The following is an 11,156-nucleotide window of genomic DNA, read 5'->3' as shown; positions in this document are numbered from 1 at the left end:
TGCTTTGCAGCCGAACGCAGGCAAGCCTGCTCGCCACAAAGGCCGATTGGCACAAGCGCTATGAAGACTCGCCCCCCACCCTCCTGTGGCGAGCGGGCTTGCCCGCGCTGGGGCGCGGAGCGCCCCTGAAACCGGCAGACGCGGCGTGTCAGGCGCCGATGATCCCGCCGTCCTCACGCCGGATGGCCATCACCGACGACCGCGGCTTGCCATTCGGCAGGTGCTCGGGGAAGGTTGAACCGCCAGTTTCACCCGGGTGCTGGATGCCGACGAACAGGGTCTTCTGGTCCGGCGAGAAGCTGATGCCAGTCACCTCGCAGCCCACCGGGCCAACCATGAACCGGCGGATCTCGCCACTCGCCGGGTCGGCGCAAAGCATCTGGTTGTTGCCCATGCCGGCGAAGTCACCGGCGTTGCTGTAGTCGCCATCGGTGAGGATCCACAGCCGTCCGGCCTTGTCGAAGCCCAGGCCATCGGGGCTGTTGAACATGTTCCGCGGGGTGATGTTCGACGAGCCGGCCTTGGGCGTCCCGGCATGCACGCCGGGGTTGCCGGCGACCACGAACAGGTCCCACTCGAAGGCGTGGGCGCCGTGATCGTTGCCGGCGGCGTGCCAGCGCAGGATCTGGCCGTAGACATTCTTCTCCCGCGGGTTCGGCCCGCCCACCGGCTGGCCTTCCTCGCCACGCTTGGCGTTGTTGGTCAGGGTGCAATAGACCTGACCGTCGATCGGGCTGACGACGATCCATTCCGGACGGTCCATGCGCGTGGCCTTGACCACGCTGGCCGCCAGGCGTGCGTGGATCAGCACCTCGGCCTGGCTGGCGAAGCCGCTGTCGGCATCGATGCCGTTCTTGCCGAAGCTCAGCTCGACCCACTCGCCCATGCCCTTGGGCCGGTCCGGGTTGCCATCGCCGTTGTCGAAACGCGCCACGTACAGGGTGCCGTGGTCGAGCAGATCGCGGTTGGCCTTGGGGTTCTTGTGGTCGATGCGATCGCGGCTGATGAACTTGTAGATGAACTCGCCGCGCTCATCGTCGCCCATGTAGACCACCGCGCGGCCGTCGCGGGTTTCGGCCAGGGCGGCGTTCTCGTGCTTGAAGCGGCCGAGGGCGGTGCGCTTGACCGGCGTGGACTGCGGATCGAACGGATCGATCTCCACCACCCAGCCATGGCGGTTCAGCTCGTTGGGGTTCAGTGCCAGGTCGAAGCGCGGGTCGTGGACGTGCCAGCCGATCTCCTTGCTCGCGGCCACCACACCGTAGCGTTTCTGCGCCGCATCGAACTTCTGCTCGGCGTTGCTGCTGCCGAAGCAGTCGGTGAAGTTTTCCTCGCAGGTCAGGTAGGTGCCCCAGGGCGTCTTGCCGTTGGCGCAGTTCTGGAAGGTGCCTAGCACCTTGCGCCCCTGCTTGTCGGCGCGGGTCTGCAGCCACGGATGACCGGCCGCCGGGCCGCCGATGCGGATTGGCGTGTTGCCGTGGATGCGCCGGTTGTAGGACGAGCCCTGGACGAAGTGCCACTGGTCGTCCTTGCGCTGGATCTCGATCACCGACACGCCTTCGCTGGCCTGGGCCTTGTGCACGTCTTCGAGCGACTGCGGCTGGCCGCCGTGGGCGTAGAGGTAGCGGTAGTTGGTGTATTCGTTGTTGATCGCCATCAGCGCGCGGTTGTCGTCGCCGGGGAAGGGAAACAGGCTCATGCCATCGTTGTTGTCGCCGAACTGCACTTCCTGGGCCTTGGCGGTGCCGTTGCCGCTCGGGTCGAAGGCCGGGCCGTTCTTCTCCAGAGGCTGGCCCCAACTGATCAGTACCGAACTGGTGTAGCCGGTTGGCAGGCTCAGGCTGTCACTGGTGGCGGCGGCGATGCTGTCGAAACCGAGCAGCTTGCCCGGGGCGGTGCCGGCACTGGCGGCCATCACGCTGCGGGTCAACAGGTTGCCGCCGAGAAACAGCGCCGCGCCGCACAGGGCGCCGGCACTGATGAAGCCACGGCGGCTGAGGCCGACCATCTGCTCGAGGTCGGTGGATTGGTTTTCTTCTAATAGGTTCATCATCAGGCTCCCTGCGGTTAGGCAGTCACCTTAATCAGACCGGATGACGGATTTGTTGCAGGAAAAAGTCGAGATGTTTCACCCGCCAGTCGCTACCGGCAGAGCGACACCCGCCTCCTGTGGGAGCCGCCTGGGTGGCGATTGCTTCACAGCGGTGTTCCCAGCAAGACAAAGGACGGCGCAAACTGCACCCGCACCGCGCTCCCGCCGGCCAGACCAAGGGCCGCGAGCTTTTCCACAGCGGCCAGGGCGCAAAGGGTTTGTCCGTTCGGCAAGGCAATTCTGACCTCGGCAGGGCCGTTTTCATCCTCCAGAATGTCCTCGACGATACCGTCCAGACAATTGTGTCCAGGTGTTGCAGAAGCCTGTGGGGCGAGCAGTTCCAGCCAGCCGGCCTTGATCAGGGCGACGACCTGTGTGCCGATTTCCAGTTCCAGTCGCTGGGTGCTGTCGTGGGTGATCTGCGCCTGCAGGACCAGGCCGGCGGCCAGTTCCAGGCGGACCAGGTCGTTGCGCCCGTGGCTGTCGATGCCGGCCACGGTGCCATGCAACTGGTTGCGGGCGCTGGTGCGCAGCATCAGGCGCCCGAGCAGGTCGAGGTCGCTGGCGTCCTCGGCAGCCTCCAGTACCTGTGCCTGGATGGTCTGCAGGCGCTGATACAGGCGCAGCACCCGCTCGCCCTCGACCGACAGTTTGGTCCCGCCGCCGCCCTTGCCGCCGACATTGCGTTCCACCAGCGGCTTGTGCGCCAGGTTGTTCAACTCGTCGATGGCATCCCAGGCCGCCTTGTAGCTCAGGCCCGCGCTTTTCGCCGCGCGGGTGATCGAGCCCTGCTCGGCGATGTGTTGCAACAGGGCGATACGTTGCGGGCGACGGGCGATGTATTGGCTCAGCAGGACGGGCAGGGACATGGGCGGTTTCGGACGATGGCAATCTTTTCCAGGGCGTGTTTGCGAAGGTGCCCGCTGGCGCGGCGGGCGTCAAGCCGGGCTTCCGGGCTTGGGCGTGCGCGCCAGGCAATAGACATCGACCCGTCGGGCGCCGGCCCTGAGCAACAGGCGCGCCAGGCTTTCGGCGGTGGCGCCGGTGGTCAGCACGTCATCGACCAGCGCCAGGTGCAGGCCTGCGACCGCCGCGCCGGGGGCCAGGGCGAAGGCGTTCAGCAGGTTGCGCCGGCGCGCCCTGGCGTTCAGTTCCTGCTGGGCGACGGTGTCCTGAACACGCAACAGGCGCTGCTCATCCGTCGGGATCGCCAGGCTTTTGCCCAGCCAGCTCATCAGCATCGCGGCCTGGTTGTAGCCACGCTGGCGTTGCCGCTTCGCGGCCATGGGCACCGGCAGCAGCAGATCCGGCCGGGGCAGGCCGTGGTCGAAACGCTCACGCAGGGCCAGGGCCAGCAGTTCGGCCAGCAGGCGTCCCAACGGCCACTGGCCCTGGTGCTTGAAGCGGGTGATCAGGCTGTCCACCGGGAAGTGGTAAATCCAGGGCGCGATGACCTGTTCGAAGCTGGGCGGCTGTTTCAGGCAATGGCCGCAGGTCAGGCCGTTCATCGGCAGGGGCAGGGCGCAAGCCTGGCAGTAATCCAGCAGCCAGGGCAGTTCACTTTCGCAGGGGCTGCAGAGTGGGTGGGCGTTGTCGCTGGGTTCGTCGCAGAGTAAACAGATTTGGTTGCTTTCTAACCAGTTGTAAACCTGCATTTTGCAGTGTGGTTGACAGTTCATGGCGCTTCCTTAACTATGCCGACATCCGTGTCGTGGTCGTGGCTGTCGCCCCGGCCGCTTGCCCAGCATAAAACAAGGAACTCCAGCGATGAGTGCCAGCACTACCGCCACTTTGCGTCATGATTGGTCCCTGGCCGAGGTCAAGGCACTGTTCGAGCAGCCTTTCAACGACCTGCTGTTCCAGGCCCAGACCGTGCATCGCGCGCACTTCGACGCCAACCGCGTGCAAGTGTCGACCCTGCTGTCGATCAAGACCGGCGCCTGCCCGGAAGACTGCAAGTACTGCCCGCAGTCCGGGCACTACAACACTGGGCTGGAAAAGGAGAAACTGCTGGAAGTGCAGAAGGTCCTGGAAGAAGCCGCCCGGGCCAAGGCCATCGGTTCGACCCGTTTCTGCATGGGCGCGGCGTGGAAGCACCCGTCGGCCAAGGACATACCGTACGTGCTGCAGATGGTCAAGGGCGTGAAGGCCATGGGCCTGGAAACCTGCATGACGCTGGGCCGCCTGGACCAGGAGCAGACCGCCGCGCTGGCCGAGGCCGGCCTGGACTATTACAACCACAACCTCGACACCTCGCCGGAGTTCTACGGCAACATCATCACCACCCGCACCTACAGCGAGCGCCTGCAGACCCTGGCCTACGTGCGTGATGCCGGGATGAAGATCTGCTCCGGCGGCATCCTCGGCATGGGCGAGTCCCTCGATGACCGGGCCGGCCTGCTGATCCAGTTGGCCAACCTGCCCGAGCACCCGGAGTCGGTGCCGATCAACATGCTGGTGAAGGTCGCCGGTACGCCGCTGGAAAATGCCGAGGATGTCGATCCGTTCGATTTCATCCGCATGCTGGCGGTGGCGCGGATTCTCATGCCCAAGTCCCACGTGCGCCTGTCGGCGGGCCGCGAGGCGATGAACGAGCAGATGCAGGCCCTGGCGTTCTTCGCCGGCGCCAACTCGATCTTCTACGGCGAGAAACTGCTGACCACCGCCAACCCGCAGGCCGACAAGGACATGCAACTGTTCGCCCGCCTGGGGATCCAGCCCGAAGCCCGTGAGGAGCACGCCGACGAAGTGCACCAGGCAGCCATCGAGCAGGCGCTGGTGGAGCACAAGAGCAGCGAGCAGTTCTATAACGCCGCGGTCTGATGCCGCGGGCTCAGGCCCTCGTGCAGGCGCCAAGCTACCTGTGGGGTAAATCGGTTCGTGGGAGCCGGATTTATTCGCGAATCGGTCCTTGAGAACGCTAAAAGCTTCGCGGATAAACCGGGGCGCCGGACCGCCGGCTCCCACAGGTTGAGTCCGGTTCCCCGGCCGGGTCTGGCCCTACAGTCCCGCTCACAATGAATCCCGCCCCCACAAAGGGCGGTGGTGTTTCTGAGATTGCATCCGCGAGGCGCCCATGCCCTTCGATCTGTCCGCACGCCTGGCTGCCCGTCGTGCGCAAAACCTCTACCGCCACAGGCCGCTGCTCGAAAGCCCCCAGGGCCCGGAAGTGGTGGTCGATGGCCAGCCGTTGCTGGCCTTCTGCAACAACGATTACCTGGGCCTGGCCAATCACCCGCAGGTGATCGAAGCCTGGCAGGCCGGTGCCGAGCGCTGGGGCGTGGGTGGCGGGGCATCCCATCTGGTGGTCGGTCACAGTGGTCCGCACCACGCGTTGGAGGAGGCCCTGGCCGAGTTCACCGGGCGGCCCCGGGTGCTGTTGTTCAGCACTGGCTACATGGCCAACCTCGGCGCGGTCACGGCGCTGGTCGAACAAGGTGACACGGTGCTGGAGGACCGTCTCAACCATGCCTCGCTGCTGGACGCCGGCTTGCTCTCGGGCGCGCGCTTCAATCGCTACCTGCACAACGACCCGGTCAGTCTCGCCAGGCGCCTGGAAAAATCCACCGGCAATACACTGGTGATCACCGACGGGGTGTTCAGCATGGATGGCGATATCGCCGATCTGCCGGCCCTGGCCCGTGAAACCCGCGCCCGCGGGGCCTGGCTGATGGTCGACGACGCCCACGGTTTCGGCCCACTGGGCGCCCGGGGCGGCGGTATCGTCGAGCACTTCGGCCTGGGCCAGGAAGACGTGCCGGTACTGGTCGGCACACTGGGCAAGGCGTTCGGTACGGCGGGTGCGTTCGTCGCCGGCAGTGAAGAACTGATCGAAAGCCTGGTGCAATTCGCCCGACCCTACATCTACACCACCAGCCAGCCGCCGGCGCTGGCCTGCGCCACGCTGAAAAGCCTGGAGCTGCTGCGCACCGAGCACTGGCGTCGGGAGCACCTCAATGCGCTGATCCGCCAGTTCCGTGCGGGCGCCGGGCAGATCGGCCTGGAACTGATGGACAGCTTCACGCCGATCCAGCCGATCCTGATCGGCGATGCCGGCCGGGCGTTGCGCTTCTCGCAGTTGTTGCGTGAACGCGGCCTGATGGTCACGGCGATTCGCCCACCGACCGTACCGGCTGGCGGTGCGCGCCTGCGAGTCACGCTGACCGCCGCCCACAGCGAGGCGCAGGTACGGCTATTGTTGGAAGCGTTGGCCGAGTGTTCCCGCTTGCTGGGGGGCCATGAACCGTTGGAGCGGCATCATGCGTGATCGTCTGATCCTGTTGTCCGGCTGGGGGCTTGGCATTTCGCCGCTGGAACCCCTGGCGGCGGCCCTGCGCGGGCTGGACGAGCACCTGCGGGTGGACATCGAGCCGCTGCCGGAACTTGCCATCGGCGAGTCGATGGAGTGGGTCGAGGAGTTGGGTGCCACTCTGCCGGAAAACACCTGGCTGGGGGGCTGGTCACTGGGCGGCCTGTTGGCGTCGGAACTGGCGGCCCGGCGTGGCGATCGTTGTTGCGGTCTGCTGACGCTGGCGAGCAACCCGCGATTCGTGGCCGGGCATGGCTGGTCCAGCGCCATGGCCAATGACACGTTCGAACAGTTCCTGAGCGGTTGTCGTGAACAGCCTCAGGCCACGCTCAAGCGCTTCAGCCTGTTGTGTGCCCAGGGCGCCACGGACCCGCGCGGGCAGTCGCGAGTGCTCCTGGGCGGGGCTCCGCACAGCCGCCCCGAGGTCCTGCTCAGTGGTCTCGAAGTGCTGGCGCAGTTGGACACCCGCGAAGCCCTGCAAACCTACGGCGGTCCGCAGTTGCACCTGTTCGCCGGGCTCGATGGCCTGGTGCCGGCCGAAGCGGCGGGGGAGTTGCTGGCACTGCTGCCGGATGTCGAAGTCGGCCTGATCGAACAGGCCGGCCATGCGTTTCTTCTGGAAGACCCCCATGGAGTGGCCGGGGCTATCCAGGCCTTTTTGCACGAGTGCGCCGATGACTGATCTTTCCCGTCCGCCATTGCCGGGCGGCTTGCCCGACAAGCGCCAGGTCGCGGCTTCGTTTTCCCGTGCCGCCGCCAGCTACGACAGCGTCGCCCAGTTGCAGCGCGATGTTGGCGATGAACTGCTGCGACGCCTGCCGCCGCCGGCCCGACCTTCGCGTTGGCTCGATGTCGGTTGCGGTACCGGTTATTTCACCCGGGCCCTGGGCGAGCGTTTCGGTGAAGACCGGGGCCTGGCCCTGGATATCGCCGAGGGCATGCTGGCGCACGCCCGGCCCCTGGGCGGCGCGCGTCACTTCATCGCTGGCGATGCCGAGCGTCTGCCGCTGCAGGCGCAATGTTGCGATCTGGTGTTTTCCAGCCTGGCCGTGCAGTGGTGTGCCGACTTTGCCGCCGTGCTCGGCGAGGCGCGGCGGGTGTTGCGACCGGGGGGGGTGATGGCCTTCGCCAGCCTGTGCGTCGGCACCCTGCATGAACTGCGCGAAAGCTGGCGGGCCGTGGACGGCCTGGTGCATGTCAATCGTTTCCGCGAGTTTGCCGATTACCAGCGCCTGTGTGCACTCAGCGGCTTGCGCGTGCTGAGCCTGGAAAGTCGGCCGCGGGTACTGTTCTACCCGGACGTGCGCAGCCTGACCCACGAACTCAAGGCGCTGGGTGCACACAATCTCAACCCCGGCCGTCCGGGTGGGCTGACCGGGCGGGCCCGGGTGCTCGGCCTGATGGATGCCTATGAACGATTCCGCCAGGCGCAGGGGCTACCGGCGACCTACCAGGTGGTCTACGCCGTGTTGGAGAAGCCGCTATGAGCGCCGCCTATTTCATTTCCGGGACCGACACTGATGTCGGCAAGACCACCATCGCCGCCGGCCTGCTGCATGCGGCCCGGGCCACGGGCCTGAGCACCGCGGCGGGCAAACCGGTGGCCTCCGGCTGCGAGGTGACGCCCAAGGGGCTGCGTAACGCCGATGCGCTGGCGCTGTTGGCCGAGTGCTCGCTGCCGCTGTCCTATGCCCAGGTCAACCCGGTGGCGCTGGAGCCGGCGATCGCCCCGCACCTGGCGGCGCGCGAGGCGGGGGTTGTGCTGACGGTGCAGTCGCTGCTTGAGCCGATGCGCGAGATCCTCGCGCAGCAGGCCGATTTCACCCTGATCGAGGGCGCGGGCGGCTGGCGGGTGCCTCTGGCGGACCAGGCCAATCTGTCGGACCTGGCCCGAGGCCTGGGACTGCCGGTGATCCTGGTGGTAGGGGTGCGCCTGGGGTGCATCAGTCATGCCCTGCTGACCGCCGAGGCGATCGCTCGTGACGGTCTGCAGTTGGCCGGTTGGGTCGCCAACATCATCGATCCGAAGACCTCTCGTCTGGAGGAGAACCTTGCGACACTGGCCGAACGTCTGCCTGCGCCATGCCTGGGACGGGTACCACGGCTCAGTACCGCTTCCGCGCAGGCCGTGGCAGAGCACTTGCAACTGGATCTGCTGGGCTGATGCACCCGCGGGCGCTAGGTTTTGCCTATTGCTAGGCATTGTGCCATTAGTGTTTTTGACGGGCGTTTTGCCTTGGGTTCTGCTTCAATGCAGTCTCCAAGACTTCCCAACAGTCGAGTCCGCCCATGGAAATCTCAGGTAGCACCGCTTTTTATGCCGGTCTGAGCACTATTCAGTCCGGGCAGAATCGTGTCGATCAGGCCGCCGGCCAGATTGCCAATACCACCGTCGAGCGTTCGCTGAAGAGCCAGTCCTCGGACTCCCAGGTCGAACGCCTGCTGTCGCTGGATCGCAGCCAGCAGGACCTGTCGAGCAGTCTGGTCGACCTGTCCCAGGGCAAACTCCAGGTCGAACTGGGGGCCAAGGTCGAGAAGGCTTCGGACCAGGCTCTTGGCACGCTGATCGACACTTACGCCTGAGCGTTTCCCCGTTACCCCATCCCCGCGGGCGCGGTAGCGCCCGTGTTGCCATGCGCCGATCTTCGCGCCTGGTGCATTGCCGCGGTCTTTGCTCGATAGTCGGCGTCATTGGCGTCTGCCGATCGTCTGCGTCCGCCGGTTAGATCATATTCCCCTCTCGACTATTCTTTCCTTGTTGTCAGCCGCTGCCAGCGGGGCTGCAGGCGATTTCCTGCCCCTGTTGTCCGTTTTGCATGACCAATGGCTCATGTACGACGCTTGACAAGGCTTGGGCGCAAACGTATGTTTCAAACAACCGTTTGACCGGCGTGGCAAATCGACGCGGTCGCTTATTCCAGGTTTCATCAGCAGAGGTTTATCGCTATGCCTGACTACAAGGCCCCCTTGCGTGATATTCGCTTCGTTCGTGACGAACTGCTTGGCTACGAAGCGCACTATCAGAGCCTGCCGGCTTGCCAGGACGCTACTCCGGACATGGTCAACGCCATCCTCGAGGAAGGCGCCAAGTTCTGCGAACAGGTCCTGGCTCCGCTGAACCGTGTGGGTGATACCGAAGGCTGCACCTGGAGCGAGTCCGGCGTGAAGACCCCGAGCGGCTTCAAGGAGGCCTACAAGCAGTTCGTCGAGGGTGGCTGGCCGAGCCTGGCCCATGACGTCGCGCACGGCGGCCAGGGCCTGCCGGAATCGCTGGGCCTGGCGGTAAGCGAGATGGTCGGCGAGGCCAACTGGTCGTGGGGCATGTACCCGGGCCTGTCCCATGGCGCGATGAACACCATTTCCGAGCACGGTACTCCCGAGCAGCAGGAGGCCTACCTGACCAAGCTGGTGTCCGGCGAATGGACCGGCACCATGTGCCTGACCGAACCGCACTGCGGTACCGACCTGGGCATGCTGCGCACCAAGGCCGAGCCACAGGCCGACGGCTCCTACAAGGTCAGCGGGACCAAGATCTTCATCTCGGCCGGCGAACACGACATGGCCGACAACATCGTTCATATCGTCCTGGCGCGCCTGCCGGATGCACCGGCCGGCACCAAGGGCATTTCGCTGTTCATCGTGCCCAAGTTCCTGCCCAACGCCGACGGTACGATCGGCCAGCGCAATGCCGTGTCCTGTGGCTCCATCGAACACAAGATGGGCATCCACGGCAACGCCACCTGCGTGATGAACTTCGACGGCGCCACCGGTTTCCTGATCGGCCCGCCGAACAAGGGCCTGAACTGCATGTTCACCTTCATGAACACCGCTCGCCTGGGGACCGCGCTGCAAGGCCTGGCCCACGCCGAAATCGGTTTCCAGGGTGGCCTGAAGTACGCTCGCGAGCGTCTGCAGATGCGCTCCCTGACCGGCCCGAAAGCACCGGACAAGGCCGCCGACCCGATCATCGTGCACCCTGACGTGCGTCGCATGCTGCTGACCATGAAGGCCTTCGCCGAGGGTAACCGGGCGATGGTGTACTTCACCGCCAAGCAGGTGGATATCGTCAAGTACGGCCAGGACGAGGAAGAGAAGAAGAAGGCCGACGCGCTGCTGGCCTTCATGACCCCGATCGCCAAGGCGTTCATGACCGAAGTCGGCTTCGAGGCCGCCAACCAGGGCCTGCAGATCTATGGTGGCCACGGCTTCATCGCCGAGTGGGGCATGGAGCAGAACGTTCGCGACAGCCGTATCTCGATGCTGTACGAAGGCACCACCGGTATCCAGGCGCTGGACCTGCTGGGGCGCAAGGTGCTGATGACCCAGGGCGAGGCGCTGAAGGGCTTCACCAGGATCGTCCACAAGTTCTGCCAGGCCAACGAAGGCAACGAAGCCGTCAGCGAGTTCGTGGCGCCACTGGCCGCGTTGAACAAGGAGTGGGGCGAGCTGACCATGAAAGTGGGCATGGCCGCGATGAAGGACCGCGAGGAAGTCGGTGCCGCTTCGGTGGACTACCTGATGTACTCCGGCTACGCCTGCCTGGCCTACTTCTGGGCCGACATGGCGCGCGTGGCGGCCGAGAAGCTGGCTGCGGGCACCACTGACGAGGCGTTCTACACCGCCAAGCTGCAGACCGCACGCTTCTACTTCCAGCGCATTCTGCCGCGTACCCGTACCCACGTGGCCACCATGCTGTCGGGTGCCAACAACCTGATGGACATGAAGGAAGAGAACTTCAGCCTGGGCTACTGAGTC

The 11,156-nt window shown here is 65.4% G+C and carries 10 protein-coding genes; 7 read left to right on the top strand and 3 right to left on the bottom strand.

Features of this window, described 5'->3' with window-relative positions:
• Positions 1-148 precede the first annotated feature (148 nt).
• From K675_RS0125545 to K675_RS0125535, 3 genes are all read right to left on the bottom strand, one after another.
• Positions 149-2,050: a PhoX family protein gene (locus K675_RS0125545; protein ID WP_017906306.1), complete on the bottom strand. Its 1,902-nt coding sequence runs from the start codon at positions 2,048-2,050 to the stop codon at positions 149-151.
• 146 nt (positions 2,051-2,196) lie between these two features.
• Positions 2,197-2,961, bottom strand: coding sequence for a TOBE domain-containing protein (locus K675_RS0125540; RefSeq protein WP_017906305.1), 765 nt, complete (start codon positions 2,959-2,961; stop codon positions 2,197-2,199).
• Positions 2,962-3,030: 69 nt separating this feature from the next.
• Positions 3,031-3,771, bottom strand: coding sequence for a ComF family protein (locus K675_RS0125535; RefSeq protein ID WP_026145531.1), 741 nt, complete (start codon positions 3,769-3,771; stop codon positions 3,031-3,033).
• Positions 3,772-3,859: 88 nt separating this feature from the next.
• On the opposite strand from K675_RS0125535, the gene bioB reads away from it, so the two are divergent.
• From bioB to K675_RS0125500, 7 genes are all read left to right on the top strand, one after another.
• On the top strand, positions 3,860-4,915 hold the full coding sequence (gene bioB / locus K675_RS0125530) for a biotin synthase BioB (protein WP_017906303.1): 1,056 nt from the start codon (positions 3,860-3,862) through the stop codon (positions 4,913-4,915).
• A 253-nt stretch (positions 4,916-5,168) separates the two neighbouring features.
• Complete coding sequence (gene bioF / locus K675_RS0125525) at positions 5,169-6,359, top strand: 8-amino-7-oxononanoate synthase (RefSeq protein ID WP_017906302.1); 1,191 nt, start codon at positions 5,169-5,171, stop codon at positions 6,357-6,359.
• Positions 6,352-7,083, top strand: coding sequence for an alpha/beta fold hydrolase (locus tag K675_RS0125520; protein WP_017906301.1), 732 nt, complete (start codon positions 6,352-6,354; stop codon positions 7,081-7,083). The genes bioF and K675_RS0125520 overlap by 8 nt, the downstream gene beginning before the upstream one ends.
• Positions 7,076-7,888, top strand: a complete 813-nt coding sequence (gene bioC, locus K675_RS0125515; RefSeq protein ID WP_017906300.1) for a malonyl-ACP O-methyltransferase BioC — start codon at positions 7,076-7,078, stop codon at positions 7,886-7,888. The genes K675_RS0125520 and bioC overlap by 8 nt, the downstream gene beginning before the upstream one ends.
• A complete protein-coding gene (bioD, locus tag K675_RS0125510; protein WP_017906299.1) occupies positions 7,885-8,565 on the top strand; it encodes a dethiobiotin synthase in 681 nt (226 codons plus the stop codon). The genes bioC and bioD overlap by 4 nt, the downstream gene beginning before the upstream one ends.
• A gap of 125 nt (positions 8,566-8,690) precedes the next feature.
• Entirely contained in the window at positions 8,691-8,984 is a 294-nt protein-coding gene (locus K675_RS0125505; RefSeq protein WP_017906298.1) for a hypothetical protein, read from the top strand.
• 363 nt (positions 8,985-9,347) lie between these two features.
• The gene (locus K675_RS0125500; protein ID WP_017906297.1) at positions 9,348-11,153 is read left to right on the top strand and encodes a phenylacyl-CoA dehydrogenase; all 1,806 of its coding nucleotides are present in this window, start codon (positions 9,348-9,350) and stop codon (positions 11,151-11,153) included.
• Positions 11,154-11,156 lie beyond the last annotated feature (3 nt).

The organism is Pseudomonas fuscovaginae SE-1 (genome assembly GCF_000364705.1).
Classification (GTDB): domain Bacteria; phylum Pseudomonadota; class Gammaproteobacteria; order Pseudomonadales; family Pseudomonadaceae; genus Aquipseudomonas; species Aquipseudomonas fuscovaginae_A.
This window is presented reverse-complemented; position numbering and strand designations above follow the sequence as displayed.

Coding starts and splice junctions, on each gene's coding strand:
- K675_RS0125545 (WP_017906306.1), bottom strand. CDS start 2,050: ATGAACCTATTAGAAGAAAACCAATCCACCGACCTCGAGCAGATGGTC.
- K675_RS0125540 (WP_017906305.1), bottom strand. CDS start 2,961: ATGTCCCTGCCCGTCCTGCTGAGCCAATACATCGCCCGTCGCCCGCAA.
- K675_RS0125535 (WP_026145531.1), bottom strand. CDS start 3,771: ATGAACTGTCAACCACACTGCAAAATGCAGGTTTACAACTGGTTAGAA.
- bioB (WP_017906303.1), top strand. CDS start 3,860: ATGAGTGCCAGCACTACCGCCACTTTGCGTCATGATTGGTCCCTGGCC.
- bioF (WP_017906302.1), top strand. CDS start 5,169: ATGCCCTTCGATCTGTCCGCACGCCTGGCTGCCCGTCGTGCGCAAAAC.
- K675_RS0125520 (WP_017906301.1), top strand. CDS start 6,352: ATGCGTGATCGTCTGATCCTGTTGTCCGGCTGGGGGCTTGGCATTTCG.
- bioC (WP_017906300.1), top strand. CDS start 7,076: ATGACTGATCTTTCCCGTCCGCCATTGCCGGGCGGCTTGCCCGACAAG.
- bioD (WP_017906299.1), top strand. CDS start 7,885: ATGAGCGCCGCCTATTTCATTTCCGGGACCGACACTGATGTCGGCAAG.
- K675_RS0125505 (WP_017906298.1), top strand. CDS start 8,691: ATGGAAATCTCAGGTAGCACCGCTTTTTATGCCGGTCTGAGCACTATT.
- K675_RS0125500 (WP_017906297.1), top strand. CDS start 9,348: ATGCCTGACTACAAGGCCCCCTTGCGTGATATTCGCTTCGTTCGTGAC.